This is a genomic window from Microbulbifer taiwanensis (genome assembly GCF_014904815.1).
Lineage (GTDB): Bacteria > Pseudomonadota > Gammaproteobacteria > Pseudomonadales > Cellvibrionaceae > Microbulbifer > Microbulbifer taiwanensis.
In genome coordinates, this window is record NZ_JACZFR010000051.1 from 36,598 (window position 1) to 62,722 (window position 26,125).

Sequence of the window (26,125 nt, forward strand, 5' to 3'; positions counted from 1 at the left end):
GGCACCCGCGGGCAGAGTGCTTCAGCCAGCCCGCTCCAGCGGCTGGCCGTTTTCATCCACGAACAACACATCCCTGACCGTCAGTGCCTCGCCGTCGGCGCTCTGCACGACCAGCGGCGCAATGGCTTCACCGGTGGCCCTGGCCACCAGCTGCATATCGTCCCTGTTGCCGTTCCAGCGCTCGCTCCACTGGCGCAGGGCAACCACCACCGCGAACAGGTCCCGCCCCTTGTCGGTCAGGCGGTACTCATAGCGGGTACCGTGCTCACCCACATTGACGCGGGTCATTACGCCATTGTCCACCAGGCGGGACAGGCGGTCACAGAGAATATTCTTGGCAATGCCGAGGCCACTCTGGAAATCCACGAAGCGACGCGTGCCCAGCATCGCCTGCTTGATCACCAGCAGGGACCACCAGTCACCCACCTCGTTCAGCGCGCAGGCGACGGAACAGCCCAGATCATCAAAACGTTTGCGTGTCATCGGCGCAGTATACGCGGAAAAGGTTGCATCAAGAAACCAAATACAGTTTCATAACGCAACCAGATTAACGGAGCCAGTCACCCGACTGGCCCGATTCCGCCGTTTACTGAAGCAATTCGGGAGAGTGATATGAGTGGTTCCCTGGACAGCCTGCTGCGCCCCTTCGAGCATAAATCCCTGAAACTGCGCAACCGGGTGGCCATGGCCCCCATGACGCGCACCGCCTCCCCGGGCTATGTCGCCAACGACCAGGTGGCCGGCTACTACCGCCGCCGCGCCGAGGGCGAGGTCGGCCTGATCATCACCGAGGGCACCTTCATCGGCCACAGGGCCGCCAACGGCTACGAAAACGTGCCCGCGATCTACGGCGATGAAGCCATGGCGGGCTGGAAGCAGGTGGTGGACGAGGTGCACGCGGCCGGCGGTCAGATAATCCCGCAGCTGTGGCATGTCGGCGCCGTGCGCAGGGAGGGCATAGGGCCGGACAAATCCGTACCGGGCTACTCACCGTCCGGCCTGTTCAAGCCGGGCAAGCCCAATGGTCACGCGATGACCAGGGAGGATATCCGCGAAGTGGTGCGCGCCTTCGCCGACTCGGCCAGGGCAGCGAAGGAAGTCGGCTTTGACGGCGTGGAAATCCACGGCGCCCACGGCTACCTGATCGACCAGTTTCTCTGGGAGGGCACCAACCAGCGCGACGACGAGTACGGCGGCACCATCGAGAACCGCAGCCGCTTTGCGGTGGAGATTGTCGAGGCCGTGCGCGAGGCGGTGGGCGAGGATTTCACCATCGTATTCCGCTACTCCCAGTGGAAGCAGCAGGACTACGACGCCAGGCTGGCGCAGAACCCGGAAGAACTGCGGCGCCTGCTGGCGCCGCTGGTCGACGCCGGCGTCGGCATCTTCCACTCCTCGCCCAGGCGCCTCTGGGGGCGAGAGTTTAACGACTCCGATCTCAATCTGGCCGGCTGGACCAGGGAACTCACCGGCAAGCCGGTCATTTCCGTGGGCAGCGTCGGCCTGGACGATGACTTTATCGGCGGCAACAACCAGGGCATGGGCGGCACCGCCAACCCCACAGGCCTCGGCGAACTGAGCCGGCGTATGGACAAAGGCGAATTCGACCTGATCGCGGTCGGGCGGGCCCTGCTGCAGGACCCCCACTGGCTGGCGAAGGTGCGGGACGGGCGCGAAAAGGAAATCGTTCCCTTTACCAGGGAAGCACTGGCCAGCCTGAGCTAATGGGGCAGCCCGCCAAACTAGAAAGCGGCCCCTATCGGCCGCTTTCTAGTTTGCTTTTTTTAACCGTGGCCTTTACCCACCCGAAGCGTCAAAGCTGACCGGCCACAACTCTTGCGAAGCCTGGTCGTACTCTTCCCACAGCTGCCGGTAACTCTTCCGCTCCAGCGGGTGGACGGCATCCGGCGCCAGCTCCGCCAGCGGCAACAGCACAAACGCATTCTTGAGGATCTCTCCACGCGGGAGTTTAACGCCGTCGACGGTACCGCTCAGGTCGTCGTAGGTCAGGATATCGATATCCAGGGTGCGGGCGCTGAACTTGGGTCCGGCGCGCAGGCGGCCGTTGGCATCCTCGATTTCGCGCAGGCGCAGGGCCAGCTGGCCCACCGGCAGGTCGGTGTGAATGCCGACCACCAGGTTGTAAAAGTTGTCGCCATCGAAACCCACGGCCACACTCTCGAAAACCCGCGAGACCTGCAATGCGCCGAATTGCCCTGCCAGCGCATCGAGCCCTGCGCGGATATGCCGCTCGCGATCGATATTGCTGCCGAGGCTGAGGAATACCTGCGCCACCATCACACCTCCGCCGCGGCGCCAGTGGCCGGCCTGTCACCGCGCTCGATGATGACCCCCACATCGCGGGAGCCGCGCACGGCGCCGGGTTTGGATAGTCGCAGGCGCAGCCAGGACACCGCGAACTCCTCCCGCACTATGGCCGCCGCCTGTTCCGCCATGGTTTCCACCAGCAGGAACTCACTGCCCTCGATAAACGCGATCAACCGCTTGGCCACCGCCTTGTAGTTGAGGGTGTGCCGGATATCGTCGGTGCGCGCGGCCTCGCTGATGTCGAAGGCCATCTCCAGGTCCAGGCTCACCGTCTGGCGTACTTCGCGCTCCCAGTCGTAGATACCGATAATGGTATCCACCTTCAAATCCCGTATATAAACGATATCCATGGGTCAGCTGAGACTCCCTTTCAATTCCGTCATCGGCCAGCGCGGCCGCACTTCTATAGCCAGGTCAGACTGTTCCCCCGCCTGCAGGCGCAGGCAGCCAGCATAGGCGATCATGGCGCCATTATCGGTGCAGAACTCGTGGCGCGGATAGAAGACCCCAGCCCCCTCTTCGCGCAACTTCGCCTCCAGGCGCGCACGCAACAGCTTGTTCGCGGAAACGCCGCCGGCGATGACCAAAGTCTTGTGGCCGGACGCCTTAATGGCACGGCGGCACTTGATCACCAGCGTATCCACCACCGCCATCTGGAAGGCGGCGGCGATATCCGCGCAGGTCTGCTCATCCGGCAGGCCATCCGCCAGGGCGTGGTCGCGCACCGTTGTCAATGTATAGGTCTTGAGGCCGGAAAAGCTGAAGTCGAGCCCCGGCCTGTCGGTCATCGGCCGCGGGAAGGTGAAGCGCTGCGGATCCCCCTTCTCCGCCAGTGCGGCCAGGCGCGGGCCACCCGGGTAGTCCAGGTCCAGCATCTTGGCCGCCTTGTCGAATGCCTCGCCGGCGGCATCGTCCAGGGACTCGCCCATCAGCTCATAGTCACCGAGGCCGCGCACATTCACCAGTTGGGTGTGGCCACCGGACACCAACAGGGCAACAAAGGGGAAAGCCGGCGGCTGCTCCTCCAGCATCGGCGCCAGCAGGTGGCCCTCCATATGATGGATCGCCACCGCCGGTATATCCCAGCCGTAGGCCAGGGCGCGGCCGGCGCAGGCACCCACCATCAGCGCGCCGACGAGGCCCGGCCCCGCCGTATAGGCGATACCGTCCAGATCGGTCGGCCGCGTATCCGTCTTGCCCATCACCTGACGCACCAGCGGCAGTAGCTTGCGCACATGGTCGCGACTGGCCAGTTCCGGCACTACACCGCCATAATCGGCGTGCAGATCCACCTGGCTGAAGAGGGCGTGACCGAGCAGCCCCTTTTCGGTGTCGTAAATGGCCACGCCGGTCTCGTCGCAGGAGGTTTCTATACCCAGAACTCGCACTTCATCTCTCTATATAACTGGCTCGAAGGCTTTCTATCTATTGGCCCGGAGGCTCTTTGTAGGGACCGGCCCGAAGGGGCGCTATCATACCCGAAAAGAGGCTTGCGATCGCCGATCCAAGTGTTTAGAATTTGCGCCCTCGCTGTGAACCGGCCGCCGGATTGCAACTGCGAGATGCGAAAAAGCAATTGCCGGAAAGGCCGAGAGAAACGAATTACAGGTAAACCAATGCCATCAGTACGACTGAAAGACAACGAACCTTTCGATATCGCCCTGCGCCGCTTCAAGCGCTCCTGTGAAAAAGCCGGTGTACTGTCCGAAGTACGTCGCCGCGAGTTCTACGAGAAGCCGACTGCAGTGCGCAAGCGCAAGGCTGCCGCCGCTGTCAAGCGTCACGCCAAGAAGCTGCAGCGCGAAAACCGCAAGTTCCAGCGCCTGTACTAAATAGCAGTCGCCGGGCGGGACAGATCCCGCAGCGGAATCCGAAAACGGCGTGCGAGCCAGACTCGCGCGCCGTTTTTTGTTTGGCACATCCCTGTGCCGCCCCTTCGGGGCAGTCTTCGGCTGTATAAATCGGCCCTCCTGCCGATTTTTGTTTGTCCGGGAAAGCGCTATTCTTGCCCTTCACCATAAGCTTTGACGAACACCCCCTGTAGGAGCGGCCCATGGGCGGACGGCCGCCCCGCCGCTCCTGCAAGTCTGTGAAACCCAGATGGCACATACGGAATAAGAACCATGAGCACACTCAAGGAAACCCTGGCCCAGGCCACCAAAGACGCGATGAAAGCCCGTGCCAAGGAGCGACTGGCTACCCTGCGCCTGGTCAACGCCGAGATCAAGCGCGTGGAAGTGGACGAGCGCATCGAGCTGGACGACGCCCGCATCCTCGCCCTGCTGGATAAGATGACGAAGCAGCGCCGAGATTCCATCACCCAGTACGAGAAGGCTGGCCGCGCCGAGCTGGCGGCGGTGGAGCAGGCGGAGATCGACGTCATCCAGGAATTCCTGCCAGAGCAGCTGTCCGAGGCGGAAATTGCCGAACTAGTGGCTGCAGCAGTCAAAGAGACGGGCGCCGCCGGCATGGCCGATATGGGCAAGGTCATGGCCCTGGTGAAGCCGCAGGTGCAGGGCCGCGCAGATATGGGTGCGGTCAGCAAGCTGGTCAAAGCCCAGCTGGGCTGATCGCCGGGAAGCAGTGAGAGCCTATGGCCGGCAAGATACCCCAGCACTTTATCGACGACCTGCTCGCACGGGCGGATATCGTCGAGCTGGTGGATAGCCGGGTCAAGCTGCGCAAGACGGGCAAAAACTATTCCGCCTGCTGCCCATTTCACGATGAAAAAACCCCCTCTTTTACCGTAAGCCCGGATAAGCAGTTCTACTACTGCTTCGGCTGCGGCGCCAACGGCAACGCCGTCGGCTTCCTGATGGAATACGACCGCCTGGGCTTCCCCGAGGCGGTGGAGAAGTTGGCCGCCAGCCAGGGCCTGGAGGTGCCGAGGGAGCAGCTGGCGCCGGGGCAGGAGAAGCGCCAGCGGGAGAGCCAGTCCCTCTACCAGCTGACCGAGAAGGCCGCCGACTACTACCGCAGCCAGCTGCGTGCCCACCCCTCAGCCGGCCGCGCCGTCGCCTACTTGCGCAACCGCGGCCTGTCCGGCGAGATAGCGCGGGATTTCGGTATCGGCCTGGCGCCGCCGGGCTGGGACAACCTGCTCAACGAACTGGGCGACACCGCGCAGAAAGCCGACCAGCTGGAACAGGCCGGCCTCGCCATCCGCCGCCAGGACAGCGACGGCAACAGCAAGTCGGGGCAGCGCCACCACTACGACCGCTTCCGCAACCGCATCATTTTCCCGATCCGCGACCAGCGCGGCCGCGCCATCGCCTTTGGCGGCCGGGTGCTGGGGGACGATAAACCCAAGTACCTGAATTCACCCGAGACCCCCATCTTCCACAAGGGCCGAGAACTCTACGGCCTGTGGGAGGCGCGCCAGGCCAATCGCAGCCTGGAGCGACTGATCGTGGTGGAAGGCTATATGGACGTGGTGGCCCTGGCCCAGTTCGGTATCCGCTGCGCCGTAGCCACCCTGGGTACCGCCTGCGGCGAAGAGCATATCAAGCTGGCCTTCCGCCACGCGCCGGAACTGGTGTTCTGCTTCGACGGCGACCAGGCCGGTCGCGCGGCAGCGCGCCGCGCCCTGGAGGCGGCGCTGCCACAGATGCAGGACGGCCGCAGCCTGCGCTTCCTGCTGCTGCCGGAAGGCGAGGACCCGGACACACTGGTGCGCCAGGTGGGCGGCGAGCGCTTTGAGCAACTGCTCGACGAACAGGCGCGACCGCTGGAGGACTTCCTGTTCGACCTGCTCGGCGAGGACATCAACCTGCAGACCATGGGCGGCCGTGCGCGCCTATCCAAGCAGGCGGCGCCGCTGCTCGACCTGCTTCCGGAAGGTGTCTACCGCCAACTGATGTTCCAACAACTGGCCGCCCGTACCGGCCTGGACAAGGAAACCCTGCAGGAGGTGATCAGCGCGGAAAAGGCCAGAGCCCGCGCGTCGCAGCCGCCGCCGGCCCAGCCACAAACCCGGCCGTCGCGCCAGGGCGATGCGCCCCCGCAACCGGCAGAGCAGCCACCTGCCCCGACAGAGTACGGCGACCTGCCACCAGCAGAGGAATACGATGCCCCGGACAGCGAACAATACCGGCCCAGTGCGAAACCGCGCCGCAGCGGCCAGTATCGCCTGCCGACGGAGCGAATGCTGATCGCACTGCTGCTGCACCACCCGCAACTGGCGCAGCAGATCGATGACAGCGAGCGCTTCCACAACAGCGGCGACCCGGATCTGCAACTCTTTGGCAAACTTGTGGACGTCATCAAGCATCGCCCCGGGCAAACCCTCTACCAACTGCTCGGCCATTGGCGCGGCCACTACCGCGATGGCAGCCATGAAACACTGGAGACCCTGGCCAGCTCCCCCCTGGTAACGGGCGCCCGCATGCTGGCACGAAATGGCAATTTTGAAGAGTACGCGCCCGAAACCGAATTCAGAGATTGCCTGCAACGACTAGAATTGGCAGTCAGCAAACAACACAAGCGCGGCCTGCTGAACCAATTAAAAAGCAGTAACGGCCAACTCAGTGCCGAGGAACTCGCCATTCTTGCGCACTGGAAACCGAAAAACTGAAAGTCACAGGTGCAGCCCTTGAAATACCAGGGGGCAGCACCATATCCAGTCACCCCGGACGGGATCGGGAGCCGAACAGCCCAGACATCACACCCAGGCTTTACTTGACAGCCAGAGTGGTTATTGCTATCGCAAATACGCTATAATCCCGCGTCTTTGTCCCGTATTTTCATCCCCAGAATTCAGGGTTGTGCATGACCGACAAAACCCAACAGCAGCAGACAACTTCCCGCATCAAGGAACTGATCGCCCGCGGTAAAGAACAGGGCTATCTGACCTATGCGGAGGTGAACGACCACCTGCCGGAGGACATCTCCGATCCCGATCAGGTGGAAGACATCATCGGCATGATCAACGACATGGGTATCAAGGTGTTCGAAAGCGCACCGGATGCCGAAGAGTTGTTGATGGCCGAGGGCGACAGCTCCGCCGATGAGATAGCCGCCGCCGAAGCCGCCGCCGCCCTGGCCGCAGTGGAATCCGACGTGGGCCGCACCACCGATCCGGTACGCATGTATATGCGCGAAATGGGCACCGTTGAGCTGCTCACGCGCGAGGGCGAAATCGCCATTGCCAAGCGTATCGAGGAGGGCCTGCGCGAACTGATGGCCGCCCTGGCCTACTGGCCCGGCGCCGTGCAGCAGATCATCGACGAGTACCAGCTGATCGAGAAAGAAGAGCGCCGCATCCCCGACGTCATCGCCGGCTGGCTGGACCCGGCCGACGAAGTGCCCCCGGGCGCACAGACGGGCCAGGCCGCAGCGCAAACCAGCAGCAGCGACAATGACGACGACGGCGATTCCGACGACGATGACGGCGATGACTCCTCCGAGGAAGAGGAAGAGAACACCGGCGGCATAGACCCGGAAGAGCTGGCCGAGCGCATGAGCAAGTTGATCGCCGCGCAGAAGAAAGCCGACGCCGCGATCAAGAAGCATGGCCGCGACTCCAAACAGGCCGGCGAGGCCATGGAAGCAGTGGGCGAGGTCTTCCGCTTCTTCAAACTGGCCCCGCGCCAGTTCGACCCGCTGTACAACGAGGTGCGCAGCATTCTCGACGATGTGCGCGAGCAGGAGCGCACCGTGATGAACCTGTGCATCAAGCGGGCGCGGATGCCGCGCAAGACCTTCATCAAGGAGTTCCCCGGCAACGAGACCAACGAAGAGTGGATCCCGGGCATCATCAAGAAGAAGCGCGACTACTCCGACGCCCTGCGCCAGGTGGCAGATGACATCATCCGCTGCCAGCGCAAACTGGCCCAGTGCCAGGAGCGCGCCGGCCTGGAAATCGGCCAGATCAAGGAAATCAACCGCCGCATGTCCATCGGCGAGGCCCGCTCGCGCCGCGCCAAGAAAGAGATGGTCGAGGCCAACCTGCGCCTGGTAATTTCCATCGCCAAGAAGTACACCAACCGCGGCCTGCAGTTTCTGGACCTGATCCAGGAGGGCAACATCGGCCTGATGAAGGCGGTGGACAAGTTCGAGTACCGCCGCGGCTACAAGTTCTCCACTTACGCCACCTGGTGGATTCGCCAGGCGATCACCCGCTCCATCGCCGACCAGGCGCGCACCATCCGCATTCCGGTGCACATGATTGAGACCATCAACAAGCTCAATCGCATCAGCCGCCAGATGCTGCAGGAGATGGGTCGCGAGCCGACACCGGAAGAGCTGGGCGAGCGTATGGATATGCCGGAAGACAAGGTGCGCAAGGTCCTCAAGATCGCCAAGGAACCCATCTCCATGGAGACTCCGATCGGCGACGACGAAGACTCACACCTGGGCGACTTCATCGAGGACCAGAACCAGTCCTCGCCGGTGGATACCGCCACCCAGACCGGCCTGCACGACGCCACCCGCTCCGTGCTCTCCGGCCTGACCGCGCGCGAAGCCAAGGTGCTGCGCATGCGCTTCGGTATCGATATGAATACCGACCACACGTTGGAGGAAGTGGGCAAGCAGTTCGACGTGACGCGCGAGCGCATCCGCCAGATCGAGGCCAAGGCACTGCGCAAGCTGCGCCACCCGTCTCGCTCCGAGCACCTGCGTAGCTTCCTCGACGAGAGCTCGTAAGCGCTTAACGAAAAGCCCGGCACTGCCGGGCTTTTTTATGACATTAAGATGACTGCGCCCTGCCCTCACTCTCCCCTCTCCCGCTTGCGGGAGAGGGGAGAGTGGCCGGGGGAGAGGGTGAAAAGAATGCGCCTAAAGAAAAACAGCATGCAAGAAGAATTCATCAACAAACCCGGCAAGACCGGCATCTCCCGACTGATCGACGCCACCACCTACTCCTGGCACGGCCTGCTCGCCACCTGGCGCAACGAGGCCGCATTCCGCCAGGAGGTCACCCTGGCCATATTCCTGATTCCGCTGGCACTGTGGCTCGGCGAGAGCGGTATAGAACGCGCCATACTGATCGGCGTCACCCTGCTGGTGATGATCGTCGAACTGCTCAACAGTGCGGTGGAGGCGGCCATCGACCGCATAGGCCCGGAAAAACATCCGCTGTCGAAAATCGCCAAGGACACCGGCTCCGCCGCCGTATCCATTTCCCTGCTGCTGTGGCTCTTCACCTGGAGCTGCATTCTGGTGCCGCGCTGGTTGCCCTGACCGCCTGTGGGAGCCCGGCTCCCACCCTTCCCTTCCGTCCCCCGCATTAGATCCCAACTATTCCGCCAGTTGCAGGAGGCTCGTCTAGACTTTTTCCCCGAACAATCCGATCAGTAAACCAGGGAAGGTTTATGGCCCCAAAGCGCCCGCGGCACCTGTGGATTCACTGCACCAGCCTGCTGCTGGCCGCCGGATTTTCCAGCCCCCAGGCACTCCTCGCCGCCTGCAGCGACAACACGCCCGCCAGCAACAGCAGCGTGCTCTGTGAAGGCACGGATACCGCCGGCGTACAGGCACCCGCCTCCAGCAATGTCACTGTGACCGTCGACAGCGGAGCCACCATCGATACGGCCGCCAGCCCGGCCATCGAGCTCGGCGATAACGCCTTAGTGGAGAACAACGGCACCCTGAACAGCAGCGGTGCCAACACCCTGGAGCTGTCCGCGGATGGCGACGACACAGTGACCAACCGAGGTAATATCAGCAACAGCGGCGGCCTCGCGATCGAATTTGGCGATGGCAGCGGAAGTGACACCTTCAATATGGAGGGCGGCCAGGTCAGCGGCCATATCGAACAGCGCGGCGGCGTCGACCACTTCAATATGCGCGGCGGCCTTATCGACAGCCTCGACCAGGGCAGCGGCTTGGATCGCGCTCTGATCGAGGGTGGCCGCATTGTCGGCACCCTTTCCGACGGCGACTTCACCACTATGACCGGCGGCCGCGTCGGCACCATCGACCTGCGTATCGCCAACAATGAGATGAACATGCGCGGCGGCCGGGTGGACGACGACATACTGGCGGGACTCCAGAATGACACGCTGCGCATGACCGGCGGCAGCGTCGGCAACGATGTGGATTTCAGTCGCGGCGACAACGTCATCGAACTCTCCGGCGGCGCCATCGGCAACCGGGTTATCACCGGTCACGACAACGATACCTTTACCTGGAGCGGTGCCGGCACAGTCAGCGACAGCGTGCAGCTGGGCGACGGTGATGACAACGCCACCCTGAACGCCGTCGCCACTCTCGGCAGCACCACACTCAACGGTGATCTCGGCAACGACAGCCTGCTGCTCAGCCATCAGTTCCTCGGCGACCCGGCACAACTGCAGCAGTGGGAAAGGGTGCGACTGAGCGACAACTCCGGCCTGCTGCTGAGCAACAGCCTAGTGCTCGGCGGTACCGATGGCCTGGACACAAAACTGCTCGTCGACGCCGGCAACCGCCTGTTGCTGCCGGGATTCAGCGCTAGCGTGACTTCCGCCGTGGGGCAGCCGCTACTGCTGGAAAACAACGGCACCATCGACCTGCGCGGCACTCCCGATCAAGGCGGCGCCACCGAAAACAGGCTGCGGGTCGCCGGCGATTACACCGGCAGCGGCCGGGTAATTCTCGATGTGATACTCGAAGACGACAGCAGCCCCGCCGACAAGCTGCAGATAGACGGCGGCCACGCGTCCGGTAGCACCCAACTGCTGTTCAATCAGATTGGCGGCCGCGGCGCCCGGACCGGCGACGGCATCAGGGTGGTGGAAACGCTGAACAGCGGCAGCACCGCTGGCGATGCCTTTTTTATGGTCGGCCCTCTCTCCGCGGGGCCCTACGAGTACTTCCTGTTCCGCGGCGCCGACGAACCCGACGAGGCGGACAACTGGTACCTGCGCTCCAGCCTGCTGCCGGGCAGCAATCCGCCCAGCGTCGCGACACAGCCCCCCTCCCCTGCACAGGCACCTGACACCACCCCGGTACCGCCGCAACCACCAGGCACTGTGCCTATGGTGGCCGCGGCGCCCCCGCTCGGCGCGGATCCGCTGCCCCTCTATCGCCCGGAAGTCCCGCTCTATGCCCAGGCAAAATCCCTCGCCCACTACCTCTCCCTGACGGAAATCGGCAGCTACCACAAGCGCCGCGGGGAACAGCGCAACTGGAGCGGCGGCGAGAATAGTGCCTGGCTGCGCCTCTATCGCGAGCAGGCAGAAAGGGACTGGGAGGGTGATGTCTACAGCCGCTTCGACGGCCACTTCAGCGGCTTTCAACTGGGCGCCAACCTCTACGCAGGCCCCAGCTGCCGGGGTTCCCAGGAGTTGGGCCTGTTTGTCGGCAGCAGTCGCGCCAACGGCGACGTCAGCGGCTTCGCCCGCGGCTTCCGGCACTTCAACGCCGGGCGCAACCAACTGCAGAGCCACTATGTCGGCGGCTACTTCACCGATTACCGTATGAACCAGAGCTACCTGGACCTGGTTGCCAAGGCTGCCTATGTGGAACTGGAGAGCCGCTCCAGCCGCGACGTCGACGACACCATCTACGGCGCCCAGCTCAGCCTGTCTGCCGAGCAGGGCCTTACCCTGCCGGTGAGCCAGCGGATAAACCTGGAGCCCCAGTGGCAGCTGGTGGCCAACTACACCAACTTCGACGCCTACCGGGACGGCATCTCCCGTGTGGAACCGGATGTGACCCCGGAACTCACATTCCGCGCGGGCCTGCGCGGCTACAACCGCGAGGGGCGTAACCAGTACTACCTGTTCGGCAACCTCTGGCACACCCTGGGCGGCGATGACGATATACAGTTCGACAACCGCGTCAAGCTGAGAAACGACCGCCAGGCGACCTGGGTCGAAGTCGGTGGCGGCCTGGTGTTGCTGCAGCGCGAAGGGGGCAGCGCCTACTTTGCCCTCAGCTACCAGCACTCGGTAGACAGCCTGGACTGGGAGGGCGGCAACGCCAATCTGGGCTTCAACTGGGCCTGGTAGCTCACCGGACCGTTAAAGGCGTTGATTTGCAAGGAAAAATCGAGTACTTTCCCCACCCGCTCGCAGTCATAAAGCGAGCATCTTGGGGGCCCTTAGCTCAGTTGGTTAGAGCATCCGACTCATAATCGGCAGGTCCTGGGTTCAAGTCCCGGAGGGCCCACCATCTTCTCTTCACCTTACACCATTGTTATTGAGACCTAAGCTTGTCCACTTTGACCAAGCAGCGGTCGCTTAGGGCATCCAAAAAGCCCGCATACGGGGTGAGGAGTTTCCTTCATTCTCGACATTTCCCCATCTCGCAAAGCTGAATGAAGCAGTGAGCGCCTTTCCATATCGGTGATAGACCAGATGCCGCTGTGAGTGTATCGATAACCAGTAAGCCCTCTTAGAAATAGTTGCGATTAATAATCAGACAATAATTTACAGAGGCCGCCTCGGGTAAATATTCGCAGGGTTTGGCAGCTTCATCGCCTCAATACTTACCATGTTTAACTAGCGCTATTTATACAACCAGACGTCCAACCCGCCCGGCCAGTGCAATCTCCACGGCCATCCTCGAATTGAACTCGATGGCATCGGCCACAATACCGTCCGAGAAGATCACGCCGCCTTCGGCCATACGGGAAGTCACCGTCAGAGATTGCTGGCGCTCGATCTTGCCAAACACCATATCGGTACCAGTGACATTGGATGGGAAGGGCTCCCTGACACTGAACACCAGTTCATCACTGTCCCAGGCAAGCCCTTGATCCCGGATTTTCTGGTGCAGGCTGCCGCCGGCGATGGAGGCGGCTCCGGTCAACACCGACCGCAACCACCCCGTTGACCCCAGCCCAGTTGAAACCAGCACGCCGGAGGAAGATTGCACTTCCCGCCGTCCAGCGTAAGCAATTTCATATCGGGCTGAGACAGGCAGCCTGGGGCCGATATAGATATCGTTAACTGCCAGTATCCGCTGCCCGTCATTCAGCATTGCCTCGGCCATGGAAATCGATTTGCAGCGGATATCGTTCCGCAGCACGGCCGCCACCACCTCCTCGGTATCGGCAACCTGAAAAGGTAGCAGCTGGCCATCGAACAATGACGGAGCAGGATTGACCGCCAGCAGTGGCTGTCCATTCAGATACTTGAGAGTGTTGGCGACCAATCCGTCCTGACCGGCCACAACGACGATATCTTGCGGGCCAAACAGAAAGTTGGGCAGGAATTCCCGCTCCAGCAGCTGCACATGGCCCAGCCCCCTGAGCCTACCGTTTAGGGCGTCCAGTGACGTTTTGAGCACACGGTCTTCCTGGTCGTACTCTTCAAAATTGTCACCCCGGCTCGTCACATAGAATCGCGCCTGCTCACGGGTATTGTGCCGTCGAACCAGCCCATCCAGCCGGGTTTCCCGGTGGATGAGCACTATCTTGCGTTCACTCCGGCGTTTCATGGGCGCGCCCTATCCATCAGGCGGTCGAGCAAGTCCGGGCTGATGTTGAGTTGCCCGATCTTGCCTGCATTGGTAGCCAGCCCCTTAAACGCCTGGGCAATAATGCGATCCGGCTCCATCCCGGAGGCGGCCATGGCTTCCACGAAGGTCGGATCCAGTCTGGAGAAGGCATCCATCATTTTCTCCATGGCATAAGCCCGCGCCTCCCTCTGTTTGCGCTCGTTTGCTGTGGCCACATCGACGAGCTGCTGGCGTTTTTCCTCCAGCGCCACGTCTGCATCCATCTGCTCGCGGCGAATCTGGCGCTCCTTTTCCTTGACGGAACGGTCGGCCTCAATCTGGCTCTCACGGATTTCCCGCTTACGGGCCTCCACCGCCAGTTCGGTCTTGAGCTCGCTTTCCTTGATGGATCTTTCCTGCTCAATCGCCGCATTGCGGCGGGCGTAGATAGCCTCGTCCGCCTCCTGCAGCATGGCCTCACGGGCTGCGGCCTCCAGTGCCCGGGCAGTTTCCGGTGCCGGGCGTATGGCCTGAATCGCGAAGTCCACCACTTCAATGCCTAGACTGGCCAGCATCTCGGATTGCCGAAGCTGTTCTCCAACGGACTGAACGAGAGGCCTTGAGGCGGCAAGGGCCTCTCGCAAGGTCAGCGTCTGAACCTCGGCCCGCAGCATGACCTGCACCAGATTGAGAATCCGGTCGGCCAGTTTTTCCGGGTCTTTGCTCTGGTAGCCTTTGCCATCCGATGACAGGGTGAAGTTCATCATGCCCGCCAAACGTTCCGGCTCGTTGACCCGGAATACCAGTTGCCCTTGCAGCGTCACTTCCTGAAAGTCCGCCGTGGATTCCTTCAGCATATAGGCCGCTTCCTGGCTCGCCACGGAAATGGCTACCAGTGCCGTACTCGGCTCGAAGTAGAAAAACGACAAGCCTAAACCCTGGCGCTTGATGGTCCCCTTGCGGTATTGCAGGACATAGGTGGTCGGATCTGCCTTGAAATAGTAAAAATTCAACATCTCACTTCCCCTGTATCAATTGCTTCCGGCACGTTCGCGCACTTGGTCAAAGGTCCAGTCCACCAGCACTTCACCGTTGCGGAAGACTTTCACCAAGACATTGCGCTGATCTCCCACTTCGTCCTCGCGGACAGTTCTATAACCCTGCCCGTTATTGATAAGGGCCAGACGGCCTCGCTTGGAACGTTTGCCCGGGTCCGTAATGGGGTCCTTGAAAACATCACGCCATTCCCCGTTGATACGGATCGCTGAGGCCTTCATGGCAAACTTCTGGGTATCACGGTTGATCTTCTGGAGTAGCTCACCGCCCATGCCAAAGGCCACATTGTCAGCGCTCAAGCCCCGCTCTTTCATCGCTTCAAGAATGGCTTCAATAGAGCGGGCACAGATGCCATCGCCCTGAATCAGGCGGACACAGGCAGGCAGTACTCGATAACCCTTGCTGTTAGTTTCAAAGCCGAAGCTAGCCATCAAGCGCTCTATGGCTTCCGGAACAACCTCGGTGGGCTCACCGGAATCCGGGCGAACCACCAGGGTTCCACCGAACTGCTGCACCTGCTCCTTGAGCTCGCTGCCCCAGATGTTGTCGATGGCATTCCAGAAGTCATAGGAGTCACTCACCACAGCCACCAGACGACCTTCGCCACCAAACTGCTCGATCATATTGGCGTAGGCAGCGGTCTCACCATCGCGCCCCCAGCTGGTGATGGTGCTGTGCTCGGCAGCCGGGATGGAAAAGCCAGCCATGTCGGCGTTGTAGTAGCGACGTGCGGCCATAATGCCGGACAGGGTGTCAGTGCCCATGAAGTTCACCAAGTGTGCAGCCCCGCCCAATGCAGCGGTTTCCTCCGAGCTGGCACCGCGGGCCCCGAAATCGTGTAGCTTGAACGGCAGGCCCTCGAAGCTTTCCGCCGTTTCCTCCATATAACGGGCAATCACGTCGCGGCAGGCACGGGAGACTGTGGCCACCGTGGTGGGATACCACACGGCTCTCAGCAGTGCGGTTTCGATATAGCTGGTCAGCCAGGCACATTTCGGATCGGTATTGATGACCTGCACCATGACATTCCCGGTTGGCAGGACCGCGCCTTCGGGAGCGGCTTCAATCTCAAGCGGCAAGTAGCCATCGTACTCATTGAGGATGTATTCCCAGCCCTCACGGTTAAACGGAACCCCGTGTAAGCCGCAAATCGCATCGGCCTCATCGATATCTGCCTGGGTGATCGGGCGGGTCAGGTATTCCTTCAAAAAAGCCTGCAGGCCGAAGAAAACAGTCTCGGGATAAACGCCCCCGCGAGTCTCGATGTAGCTGGAGACATACTCGGCACCCTGCGGGTACTGAGCAAAATGGGACATCTTGTAGGAATCGGTATTGAGAATCAGGTTACGCATGACGGAGTTCCTCCTGTCTGTAGTTGTCGGCGCCGGTCTATCCAGCACTCTCTGCAGCGATCCGCTGCCCCGTTCTGGCGCCTCCCGCCGTCCCGGTGGATATATAGTGGCTCAACGCCACTATATAGTCAACAAGTTTCCCCTCCGATTATCCCGGCTTCAATCATCCTGCTTGGAAAGCCCGCCCGGCGAGGGGCGCATCAACATCACGGCGCAATCGGGGCGTGATGCGCCGTTCAACCCAGATCAACGTCATCGGTCACACAGCGCGTCCCATTCAACCGGCGGGCACGGGTGGCCAGACTCGAGTAAAGTTCAGGCGACGCAGAGAAACTCACATCCAGAGACACGCGGCGGCCGGCACTATCTAGCCGCTCGGCACGAAAATACTGCGCGGTCTCACTGGCTATCACGGCCATCTCTGCGGAAACCGGCGCTCCCCAGCGGGCGATCTGGAATTGTTGGGATTCAAGCCAGCGAACCACACAGCCAATCAGATCCGTGTCATACGGCAGCAGCAGGTCCACATCGGACGGCGCCACATTTGCGCCCGCCAGCCACCGGGCAAAGCTGCCTATCAGCAGTATCTCGGGGAATTCCTGCTGGAGTTCCTGCGCTATCGTCAACGACGTCTCGAGATCACAGGGCTTCGCCCGATGTCGGGCGATCAACACATATTCATGGGCGCGATTACTCAAGGGAGATGCCCCATCATCATGGGGCTTGTCATACACAATGATCCTATCTTCAACAAAATCAAACCGCGCCATCATCAGTTTGGCCACATCCCACGCCTGTGGAATGAATTGTCCGCCAAGACGAATGTTTTCTACCGCAACGACGAGATAACCCCCGGGCTTGAGAGCGGCCTTCAAGGCGATGAGGGTGGTGCGGATTTTTTCCAGGTAGGCCCCATAGTTGCTCGCCTGATAGAGCTGACCGTCATTCTCACTTTCAAAACCGCAGCCGAAGTACGGCATGCTGGTCAGCACCAGATCAACCGGATCAAGGGTTCCGGCCAATGCCTCACTGTCACCCAGCAGCAGGGTGGCCTGATCCATACCCAGTGCCTCCAGACGTTCACGGGCAATGCAATAGCGGCTCTCTTCAATTTCGATCCCCACGCACCGACGGCCCTCCAAACCGGCAGCGACCAGGGTAGAGCCAAATCCGGAAAAAGGGTCCAGCACTCGATCGCCGGGTTTCGTGAATTCACAAATATAGGGCCGCATCTGCTCGACCCAGCCACAATCACGAGCCCCGAAAGGGTCGGCCCCAGCCAGATCTGACTGCAAAGCGTACGCCGCCTTCTGGGAATGAAGATGCATCCAGCTATTCGGCACTGTGAAGCCCCTCCCCGGCCGCAGAGAACAGAACATGTCGGTCCGGGTTCCAGTCCGCACACAGGTTGCCATTGGCATGAAAAACCAGTTTGAAGACACGCCCGGAATCATGCTTTTCGTGCAATAGGGTGTAGTCTGAGGACTCGAAGGTGATACGCAGTCCGCCATCATCGACTACCAGATTGGTAAAATAGTAGCCATAGGTGGACTGCTTCAGTTCCGGCAGGGCATCCCCATTTCTCTCCAGGAATTCCTGCATCAGGCGCCCGACGGATACCCGCGCGGAATCTATATAGCGATAGGTGGCGTTTGCCTTATAGCGGCGATCCAGCACCGACAACTCACGGAAGATGACGTGCTTTACGCCCAGTGAGCGCGCCCATGCCAGATAGCGCAACATCTCGGCAAGGCTGTCCACCCCATCGGTCTGAACGATGCAGACCAGCTTGATATCGGTAATACCATTGAGCAGGGCCACACTTTTTTCGAATGCCATATTGTCGGCGGCAAGACTGGACGAACGAAAACGCATGATCCCCTGGTTACTCTTCTCGTCATAGTGATGCCGTGACAGTTCGATCCAGCTGAACCCGAAATCCGTTATTGCCCGCGTCAAAACCGGGTCGTCCCCAAGGACCACTAACCCGGATGCATTGCTGTACAGCACCCGGCTCTCCACCGGATTCCCGCGCGCGGCATGGATTGCCAGTGTCTCCAGTAGCTGCAAAAACCAGCTCCGGTCGTCGGTCATCTCCAGCCCGGACAGGGAGTAGGACAGCGGTAAACCGCGCAGCTCCTTCAGCACCTGCTGCAATTGCGGAAAGTAATTCCCGGCGGGGCGAAGCAGGCTGGCGTGCCGCTCTGCCTCTTTCTCCCGAAGATTCTCCGAACAGAAAAGGCAACGGCCGGAACAGGGCCGCACCGCCGCGTAGGGCGTAAACGTCACCGGCTGAATCACCTGCCAGGACCTTGCGCCAATCGTATGCTGGCGCCAGCGCGATGGCTCCCCGCGCGGCTCCCGGAGAACAACGCTCTGTACCGCATCCCGATAACGACTGACGACGCTTTCCAGATCCATATGATTACCCATTAGCATTTACCGACCGTCCCTGCTGGTCGGCAATCCCCATGTGCGATTACACCAGGCCAAGAATGTCCTGAATGATGAAATAGTGATCTTCAAACAGCATTCCGGGATTCAGATCCGCCAACGGCACCCAGCGCGCTTGCCGGGCATCGTCTCCTCCTTTCACCTTCGGTAAATCGGCATTCGGCGCCAGCTCCATATAGAACACATGGGTGATGGTGCGACCACGCGCGGAACGGTAAGGGTCGTCATAGACGGCCTGGCGGCGGATAGAGCCCTGCAGAACCGGCGCGGGGACTTTCACACGGGTCTCCTCGCGCAGCTCGCGCAGGCAGGCATCCAGTAACCTCTCCCCCTGGTCCACAAACCCGCCGGGCAGGGCCCATAGTCCCTTGCCGGGGCTGGCCCGCCTCTCCACCATCAGCACGTGGCCCGACTGCACCACCACTGCATCCACCGTAACAAAGGTGGGCGCATAGGGCGCGTCACTCCAGGCGTCGCGGTACTTCCTGACAAATGCGATTTCATCGCGTACCTGTGCGAAACCGAGGGCATCGTTCCGGAATGCCTCCAGGTAGTCCGCAACCGGCCGAGGCAGGGCCTCCGCCTCCACCATAGTTCGCAGCACTGTTTCCGGCTCCTCCGAGAAGTAACGCTCCCTGATTGGCGTAGCACTGATTTTTCTATGATTCTCCACACTGACGCTGTCCCACTGTGGAAAGAGGTTCAGGTAAAACCCGGTGTGATCTTTCCTGTGGCCAATCAGTGCGATCCTCGCCCTGCGGTGCGGTGTGGTGTAGTGGGCAGTGACCATACCCGACACGGTCGACTGCACATTGCGCACCCAGGCCTCGTCGTTATATGGCACATCCATCAGTGGCAGGCACAGCAGCCGCCGATTGTCTTCCTCGGAGAGACAGGCCCGCACCATCTGCTCCCGCTCCTGATGGGACCAGGGGTTGCGGGGATTGCGTGGTTGCCAGGAGGATCCGATCAGCAGAATCAGTCGGTCGGCCTTTTCCAGGCCGGTACGTACGACCTGAAGGTGCCCGGAGTGGAAGGGTTGAAAGCGGCCAATGAAGACCGCGAAATCGAATTCGCGCTGCATACAGCAAGCTCCTTGCCGTGAATGAGATTGTCGGGTCTATCCCGCGTTCGGTAGCAGGTGGTACAGCCGCTTGTGCTGAATGGCTGCCGGGCATATTATTGGCCAACAGCCACTATATAGCAAGCCGCCATGAATCAAGGTATCACCGAAGCGCAGTTCCTGGATCAATACAATCCCAAGGATTACGACAGCCCGCTGATGACGGTGGATATTGCACTGTTCACCCTCCATGAATCGACTCTGCAGATTCTGCTGGTCGAGCGCGGCGATCATCCACACAAAGGGCGCTGGGCGCTGCCAGGCGGATTTATTGATCTGAAGTCAGACACCGAGCTGCACGACACCGCTAAACGCAAACTGCGGGAGAAAACCGGTGTTGATGTGCCGTTACTGGAGCAGGTAAACACTATCGGCAATGCCCGGCGGGACCCCAGGGGCTGGTCGGTAACCGCGCTCTACATGGCCCTGGTCCCACATGCGCCAACGGCGGAGTTTATCGAAACCGTCAAGGATGCCCGCTGGTGGCCAATTGACGAAGTCAGAAAATTGCCTCTGGCTTTCGATCATGCGGAATTGGTCCACCTGGCGCGAGAGCGCCTGAAAAACAAAACTGCCTACACAGTTCTCCCCATTCACGTACTCAAGCAGCCGTTCTCACTGACACAGCTTCAGCAGGCCTTTGAATTGTTGATGGACGCCACGCTGGAAAAGAAATCATTCAGGCGGCGCATTCTCAATGCCGAGATACTGGAAGAAGTGGGAGAAGGTGTGCCGGAGGGAGGGCGAGGTCGGCCTACGGCGCTCTACCGACCCGCGAAGAATTCTGAACAGTATTTGTTTACACGGGTTTTTGGCGACGCCGTTTCATCGTGATCGGCAGTCATTAGAAGTTATTATGATCACGCAGGAAGAAGAACACATGGATGCACTGAAAGACAGATTCGCCGGCGCCCTGCTGGGTCTTGCCTGTGGCGATGCCATTGGCACGACCCTGGAGTTTACTCCCCGAGGGAGCTTCCAGCCCATCACCGATATGATTGGTGGCGGTCCTTTCAGGTTGAAACCCGGGCAGTGGACGGATGATACCTCCATGGCACTCTGCCTGGCGGAAAGTCTGGTCGAGAAAGGGGGCTTTGACCCTGCCGACCAGATGACCCGCTACCTCAACTGGTGGCACTGGGGCTACTTAAGTTCCACCGGCACCTGTTTCGATATCGGCAATACCGTAAGGGCGGCGTTAACCCGATTTCAGGAAACCGGGGAACCATATTCCGGTTCCCGGGATCCCCGGGCTGCCGGCAACGGCTCTTTAATGCGACTCGCGCCTGTCGTGCTGTTCGCCTATGCCTCCCCCGGTGAGCTATGGACCCTCGCAGCGGACAGCTCGCGGACGACTCATGGTGCTTGCGAAGCCATCGAAAGCTGCCAGCTCTTTGCCCGGCTGATTTACCGGGCCCTGAGCGGGCATCCGAAAGAAACCTTGCTGACCGCAGTTCCTGGCGAATGGCGGGAAGACAAGATCAGACAACTTGCCACAGGCAGCTTTACCGGAAAGTCCTCCGCCGATATTAAAGGGTCTGGCTACTGCTTCGAGTCACTGGAAGCCGCGCTATGGTGCTTCTTCAATACGAATTCCTACTCGGAGGCAGTGTTGACCGCGGCCAATCTGGGCGATGATGCCGACACCACTGCCGCTATTTGTGGCCAACTGGCGGGCGCCTTCTACGGTGCCGCGGCGATCCCTTCCCAATGGCTGGATAAGCTGGCCATGCGTGAGGATATCGAGATGCTGGCAGCCCGGCTTTATGATAGAGCAGTGGGGAGCGGCATCGCTGACTCCTCTCATTGAGCCCTTTGAATACCAGCAGCTTCCGCTTCCAAACCAGCCTGAAGTGCTTCCCCGGCGTTGTGCATTTCCCCACCCTCCCGCCTGATTATTACCTGCAGCAACTGTGGCCAACTTCAGCAGTTTATGGCCAAATGGCATCACTGACGGCGCAAAAAAAGTGGCCGGATTTACGGACCACATTTTCAATAGGTGCCGACCAATTACTGCTAAACGGACCAAACATGAAAATAAAAACTGTCTTGGCACTCGCAATTACCCTGTCCCCACTGGCCACTGCAGAAGAAAAACAGGAACCTCTGGAAACCATGTCCAGATGCCTGATCATGCATAACTGGACCGCCTGGGGGCTCTGGCAGCTTGATGTCTACGCCCTTGCCGGGGATAAGATATTGATCGGGGACAAGGAAAATCACTTTCTGGTGACGGCGAGCGAACCCGGTTACCGCCACGTAATATCCGGAGAAGTAGCCACACATTACCCGGAGGCCACTTCCCTGTCAGACCTCGGCAGCGCCTGCAAGAAAAACTGCCCTACAAACCACCGGAAGCGCACCGGCTGGTTCAAGCGTCGTTGCAAGTCTTACTCTGCATAGCTTTCCTGTATCTCCTGTCAGTCAAGAGTGACGCGAATAGCACGGGAGAGCTTCCTCGCCAGCCCAGGGGCTGGCGCCAATCAACTCTTGTCTACTCTGAACATTGATCTAGCCGCATCCGGCTAGTCCCCGATACAGAGCCACAGGAGTGCAAGGATGCACGCAGCCAAGCCTTCCGCGGATTCTTCGAAGGCCACAGAGGCGGAAGCCCATATCAAACCGCTGGTCTTTTACGGATCGGTGGTCGGGATTGTGCTTTTCTCTCTCTGGGCCATGTTCTTTACCGATCAGGCCGGCGCCGCAATCAACTGGGCGTTGTCGCGCATTTCCAGTGGCTTCGGCTGGTTCTACTTTATTGCTGTGGTGGCCTACCTGACCTTTGTCATTGTCGTCGCGGTATCCAAGTTCGGCGATATAAAACTGGGCCCGGACCACGCGGAGCCGGAATTCAATGTGGTGACCTGGGCGGCGATGCTGTTCAGCGCCGGTATCGGTATAGACCTGATTTTCTACTGTATCGTCGAGCCGGTAACCCAGTTTATGGCGCCCCCCGTCGGCGAGGGCGGCTCGGTCGAGGCGGCCCGCCACGCGATGGAGTTGACCTTCCTGCACTGGGGGCTGTCAGGCTGGGGCGTCTATACCCTGGTGGGTATGGCGCTTGCCTTCTTCAGCTATCGTCACGGCCTTCCGCTGACGATCCGCTCCTCGCTCTACGCCCTGTTCGGGAAGCGTATCCTCGGAGGGCTTGGCAACGCAGTGGATATCGCCGCGGTACTGGGTACGGTGTTCGGCGTAGCCACCAGTCTGGGCATCGGTATCATCCAGTTGAATTTCGGCCTCAAGTATATGTTCGGCGTGCCGGAGAACACCCTTACCCAGGCGTCGCTGGCGGTGATGATAGTGGTCTTCTCGGCAATCTCTGCCGCCACCGGTGTGGAGCGCGGCATCCGCCGGTTGTCGGAATTCAATATGCTGCTGGCGGTGCTGTTGATGTTGTTTGTGCTCTTCAGCGGCAAGACGCGCTTCCTGCTGGACGCCTTCGTCACCAATATCGGCGACTACCTGCAGCACTTCGTCGAGTTGTCCTTCAATACCTATGCGTTCGATCCCCCTACCGACTGGCTGAATGCCTGGACGCTGTTTTTCTGGGCCTGGTGGATTGCCTGGGGCCCCTTCGTCGGGCTCTTCCTGGCGCGCATCTCCCGCGGGCGCACTATCCGCAGTTTTGTCGCCGGCACACTGATACTGCCGTTTACCTTTATGGCGGCGTGGATGGCATTCATGGGCAATTCGGCCATCGATATGGTGATGGGCGGGGCAACCGAATTCGGGCGCGAGGCCATGGCGAATCCGGGTTCGGCAATCTACCTGTTTCTGGAACAGTTGCCCTGGGCGCTGATAACGACCATCGCCGTCACCATTCTCTCCATCGTATTCTTCATTACCTCCGGCGACTCGGGGTCACTGGTGCTCTCCAACCTGACCTGCCGTATCGCGAATCCCAATCACGATGCGCCACCCTGGATGCGCATCATCTGGGCGGCAATTATCGGCATAGTCACCGTGGCACTGCTGATGACCGGCGGCCTGGCGGCACTGCAGGGCGCAGTGGTGATCATGGGGCTGCCATTTACTTTCGTGCTCATCCTGATGATGCTGAGCCTGTACAAGGCCCTCAGTCTGGAGGGGCTGAAAACCGCCAGTATGCAGGACTCCCTCTCCGGGCACCTTTCCGGTCGCACCATGTCCCGTGAAGGACAAACCAACTGGGCACAGCGCCTGGCGCGGGCGATCAGTTTCCCAACCGAGAAACAGGTGGCGCAGTTTATCGAGCGCAATGTTCACCCGGCCTTCGAGGCAGTAGAGCAGGAGTTGATCGATAAGGGCTACGCGGTAACCATCAGCGGAGAAACCGGCGAACGGTTGCACCTGGCCCTGAATGTGGACCTGGGCGGCGAAGTGGATTTCACTTACCAGGTGTGGCCGCGTCAATGCACCATGCCGGGCTTTACCCTGATGGCGGAGAAGGCGCGCTCCAGCTACTACCGGCTGGAACCGCATCTGCGGGAGGGCGGCCTTACCTATGACCTGATGGGCTACACCCGCGAGCAGGTGATTGGCGATATCGTCGACCACTTCGAGGCGCACCTGCAGTATCTGCATATGCGCCGCGAGCTGGCCGCGCGCACACCGGGTGAAGAGGGCCAGCCCGGCGCGATATAGGGAGCGATGATGAGCGACGTACAGCCATGAGCGAAACGCAGTTCGACCAGACCTTCGACTACATCATCGTCGGCGCCGGTTCCGCCGGCGCGGTATTGGCCAACCGTCTCACCGACAACACGAAATACAATGTGCTGCTGCTGGAATTCGGCGGCCGCGACAATTCCATCTATATAAAAATGCCCACGGCTTTCTCGATACCGCTGAATATGCCGAAATTCGACTGGGGCTTTCACACCGAACCGGAACCGGGCCTGCACGGGCGGCGCATTCACCAGGCGCGTGGCAAGGTGATCGGCGGTTCCTCCTCTATCAACGGCATGGTCTATGTACGCGGTTGCGCCGGGGATTTCCAGGAGTGGGTGGAGCGCGGCGCGAGTGGCTGGAGCTACGCGGATGTACTGCCCTATTTCAAGCGCGCCGAGGGCTGCGTCTACGGCGCCGACGAATACCGCGGCGTGGACGGCCCGCTGACCACCTGCAACGGCAACAATATGCAAAACCCCCTCTACCGCGCCTTTATCGACGCGGGCAAGGAGGCGGGCTACGGATTTACCGAGGACTACAATGGCTGTCGCCAGGAGGGTTTCGGGCGCATGGATATGACGGTGCGCGACGGCGTGCGCTGCTCCACCGCCCTGGCCTACCTGAAACCGGCGCAGGGGCGAAAGAATCTCGAGCTGAAGATGCACGCGCTCACCACCCGCGTGATCATGGAAGGCAAAAAGGCGGTCGGTGTCGAGTACCGCCAGCAGGGCAAAACCTTCAGGGCCAGGGCAAACAAAGAAGTCATTCTGTCCGCCAGCGCCTTCAATTCACCCAAGTTGCTGATGCTGTCCGGCATAGGACCGGCGGAACAGCTGCAGGAGCACGGCATTGATGTCGTGCACCACCTGCCCGGCGTGGGCCAGAATCTGCACGACCACCTGGAGTGCTGGGTGCAACAGGAGTGTACGCAGAAAATCACCCTGAACGGCTGGCTGGGACCACTGGCCAAGGCGTGGATAGGCGTCAACTGGCTGCTGTTCAAGCGCGGCCTGGGGGCCAGCAATCACTTCGAGTCCAACGGCTATATCCGCAGCCGCGCCGGCCTGCAATACCCGGATATCCAGTATCACTTCCTCGCCGGCGCCATCGCCTACGACGGCTCCAGTGCCGTCGAGGGGCACGGCTTCCAGGTGCACCTGGGGGCCAACAAGCCGCTGAGCCGCGGCTGGGTAAAACTGCAGTCGAGGGACCCGGAAGCGGCACCGCAGATGCTTTTCAATTATTTCGATCGCGAGGAGGACCGCCAGGCCTTCCGCGCCGGGCTGCACTTCACCCGCGAGATATTCGCGCAGCGCGCCATGGACCCCTACCGCGGTCGGGAGATATCGCCGGGGCCGGATGTACAGAGCGACGACGAGATAGACAATTGGCTGTCGGAAACCTGTGAGACCGCCTACCACCCCTGCGGCAGCTGCCGTATGGGTACCGATGAAATGGCGGTGGTGGACCCCGAGTGCCGTGTACGCGGAGTGGAGAATCTGCGCGTCGTGGATTCGTCGATCATGCCGACGGTGACCAATGGCAACCTCAATGCACCAACCATCATGATCGGTGAAAAGGCGGCGGATCATATTCTGGGTAGAAAAATGTTGGTGCCGTCGACGGCGGAAGTTGGTGTGGTGGAGGATTGGGAGAGCTCACAGAGGGAAGGAAAACCCGAGCGGCCGTTGAAATAAGGGGTCCAGGAGGTTCTCTTTGTAGGAGCGGCCCATGGCCGCGATCGATTTGGGGCTCGGCACTGCGCCGGCTAGTCTGATCGCGGCCATGGGCC

The 26,125-nt window shown here is 60.7% G+C and carries 22 protein-coding genes and 1 tRNA gene; 13 read left to right on the forward strand and 10 right to left on the reverse strand.

The features are described 5' to 3' along the window. Window positions 1-21: 21 nt before the first annotated feature. Window positions 22-483, reverse strand: a complete 462-nt coding sequence (locus tag IG627_RS17025; protein ID WP_193193837.1) for a winged helix-turn-helix transcriptional regulator — start codon at window positions 481-483, stop codon at window positions 22-24. Between the two features lie 129 nt (window positions 484-612). On the opposite strand from IG627_RS17025, the gene IG627_RS17030 reads away from it, so the two are divergent. Further along, complete coding sequence (locus IG627_RS17030) at window positions 613-1,725, forward strand: NADH:flavin oxidoreductase (protein ID WP_193193839.1); 1,113 nt, start codon at window positions 613-615, stop codon at window positions 1,723-1,725. Between the two features lie 72 nt (window positions 1,726-1,797). Here IG627_RS17030 and folK read toward each other — a convergent pair whose 3' ends face one another. The 3 genes from folK to tsaD are packed head-to-tail and all read right to left on the reverse strand — an operon-like array spanning window position 1,798 to window position 3,716. Then, complete coding sequence (folK, locus tag IG627_RS17035; RefSeq protein WP_193193883.1) at window positions 1,798-2,295, reverse strand: 2-amino-4-hydroxy-6-hydroxymethyldihydropteridine diphosphokinase; 498 nt, start codon at window positions 2,293-2,295, stop codon at window positions 1,798-1,800. Between the two features lie 2 nt (window positions 2,296-2,297). Then, window positions 2,298-2,678: a dihydroneopterin aldolase gene (folB, locus tag IG627_RS17040; protein ID WP_193193841.1), complete on the reverse strand. Its 381-nt coding sequence runs from the start codon at window positions 2,676-2,678 to the stop codon at window positions 2,298-2,300. 3 nt (window positions 2,679-2,681) lie between these two features. Further along, window positions 2,682-3,716 (reverse strand): tRNA (adenosine(37)-N6)-threonylcarbamoyltransferase complex transferase subunit TsaD, encoded by a 1,035-nt coding sequence (gene tsaD / locus IG627_RS17045; RefSeq protein ID WP_193193843.1) that lies wholly within the window; start codon window positions 3,714-3,716, stop codon window positions 2,682-2,684. Window positions 3,717-3,944: 228 nt separating this feature from the next. Here tsaD and rpsU point away from each other — a divergent pair, with 228 nt between their 5' ends. The 7 genes from rpsU (at window position 3,945) to IG627_RS17080 (ending at window position 12,426) form a co-directional block, all read left to right on the forward strand. Continuing rightward, the gene (gene rpsU, locus IG627_RS17050) at window positions 3,945-4,160 is read left to right on the forward strand and encodes a 30S ribosomal protein S21 (protein ID WP_183461320.1); all 216 of its coding nucleotides are present in this window, start codon (window positions 3,945-3,947) and stop codon (window positions 4,158-4,160) included. Between the two features lie 291 nt (window positions 4,161-4,451). Further along, window positions 4,452-4,898 (forward strand): GatB/YqeY domain-containing protein, encoded by a 447-nt coding sequence (locus IG627_RS17055; protein WP_193193845.1) that lies wholly within the window; start codon window positions 4,452-4,454, stop codon window positions 4,896-4,898. 23 nt (window positions 4,899-4,921) lie between these two features. Further along, window positions 4,922-6,901, forward strand: a complete 1,980-nt coding sequence (dnaG, locus tag IG627_RS17060; protein ID WP_193193847.1) for a DNA primase — start codon at window positions 4,922-4,924, stop codon at window positions 6,899-6,901. A gap of 194 nt (window positions 6,902-7,095) precedes the next feature. After that, window positions 7,096-8,973 (forward strand): RNA polymerase sigma factor RpoD, encoded by a 1,878-nt coding sequence (rpoD, locus tag IG627_RS17065; RefSeq protein WP_193193848.1) that lies wholly within the window; start codon window positions 7,096-7,098, stop codon window positions 8,971-8,973. Between the two features lie 147 nt (window positions 8,974-9,120). Then, window positions 9,121-9,510, forward strand: a complete 390-nt coding sequence (locus IG627_RS17070; RefSeq protein WP_193193850.1) for a diacylglycerol kinase — start codon at window positions 9,121-9,123, stop codon at window positions 9,508-9,510. 131 nt (window positions 9,511-9,641) lie between these two features. Continuing rightward, on the forward strand, window positions 9,642-12,263 hold the full coding sequence (locus IG627_RS17075) for an autotransporter family protein (protein ID WP_193193852.1): 2,622 nt from the start codon (window positions 9,642-9,644) through the stop codon (window positions 12,261-12,263). 86 nt (window positions 12,264-12,349) lie between these two features. Further along, a tRNA-Ile gene (locus IG627_RS17080) sits at window positions 12,350-12,426 on the forward strand. Between the two features lie 339 nt (window positions 12,427-12,765). Here the strand turns inward: IG627_RS17080 and IG627_RS17085 are convergent. From IG627_RS17085 to IG627_RS17110, 6 genes are all read right to left on the reverse strand, one after another. Beyond that, window positions 12,766-13,695 (reverse strand): diacylglycerol kinase catalytic domain-containing protein, encoded by a 930-nt coding sequence (locus IG627_RS17085; protein ID WP_193193854.1) that lies wholly within the window; start codon window positions 13,693-13,695, stop codon window positions 12,766-12,768. Then, a complete protein-coding gene (locus IG627_RS17090) occupies window positions 13,692-14,711 on the reverse strand; it encodes an SPFH domain-containing protein (RefSeq protein WP_193193857.1) in 1,020 nt (339 codons plus the stop codon). The genes IG627_RS17085 and IG627_RS17090 overlap by 4 nt, the downstream gene beginning before the upstream one ends. Before the next feature lie 15 nt (window positions 14,712-14,726). Further along, window positions 14,727-16,103 (reverse strand): nicotinate phosphoribosyltransferase, encoded by a 1,377-nt coding sequence (locus IG627_RS17095; protein ID WP_193193860.1) that lies wholly within the window; start codon window positions 16,101-16,103, stop codon window positions 14,727-14,729. A gap of 236 nt (window positions 16,104-16,339) precedes the next feature. Next, complete coding sequence (locus IG627_RS17100; protein WP_193193862.1) at window positions 16,340-17,446, reverse strand: DNA methyltransferase; 1,107 nt, start codon at window positions 17,444-17,446, stop codon at window positions 16,340-16,342. After that, window positions 17,436-18,524, reverse strand: coding sequence for a hypothetical protein (locus tag IG627_RS17105; RefSeq protein ID WP_226865348.1), 1,089 nt, complete (start codon window positions 18,522-18,524; stop codon window positions 17,436-17,438). Before IG627_RS17105 ends, IG627_RS17100 begins: the two co-directional genes overlap by 11 nt. A 58-nt stretch (window positions 18,525-18,582) precedes the next feature. Further along, entirely contained in the window at window positions 18,583-19,641 is a 1,059-nt protein-coding gene (locus IG627_RS17110) for a bifunctional nicotinamide-nucleotide adenylyltransferase/Nudix hydroxylase (RefSeq protein ID WP_193193866.1), read from the reverse strand. Window positions 19,642-19,770: 129 nt separating this feature from the next. On the opposite strand from IG627_RS17110, the gene IG627_RS17115 reads away from it, so the two are divergent. The 5 genes from IG627_RS17115 to betA all read left to right on the forward strand — a co-directional run bounded on the left by IG627_RS17115 (window position 19,771) and on the right by betA (window position 26,030). After that, window positions 19,771-20,514: an NUDIX hydrolase gene (locus IG627_RS17115; RefSeq protein ID WP_226865350.1), complete on the forward strand. Its 744-nt coding sequence runs from the start codon at window positions 19,771-19,773 to the stop codon at window positions 20,512-20,514. 22 nt (window positions 20,515-20,536) lie between these two features. Next, complete coding sequence (locus IG627_RS17120) at window positions 20,537-21,490, forward strand: ADP-ribosylglycohydrolase family protein (protein WP_226865352.1); 954 nt, start codon at window positions 20,537-20,539, stop codon at window positions 21,488-21,490. Window positions 21,491-21,495: 5 nt separating this feature from the next. Beyond that, window positions 21,496-22,083 carry a hypothetical protein gene (locus IG627_RS17125; protein WP_193193868.1) on the forward strand — a complete coding sequence of 196 codons (588 nt, stop codon included), beginning with the start codon at window positions 21,496-21,498 and terminating at the stop codon, window positions 22,081-22,083. 156 nt (window positions 22,084-22,239) lie between these two features. Beyond that, window positions 22,240-24,306, forward strand: coding sequence for a choline BCCT transporter BetT (betT, locus tag IG627_RS17130; protein WP_193193870.1), 2,067 nt, complete (start codon window positions 22,240-22,242; stop codon window positions 24,304-24,306). Window positions 24,307-24,332: 26 nt separating this feature from the next. Further along, the gene (betA, locus tag IG627_RS17135; RefSeq protein WP_193193872.1) at window positions 24,333-26,030 is read left to right on the forward strand and encodes a choline dehydrogenase; all 1,698 of its coding nucleotides are present in this window, start codon (window positions 24,333-24,335) and stop codon (window positions 26,028-26,030) included. Window positions 26,031-26,125: the final 95 nt, after the last annotated feature.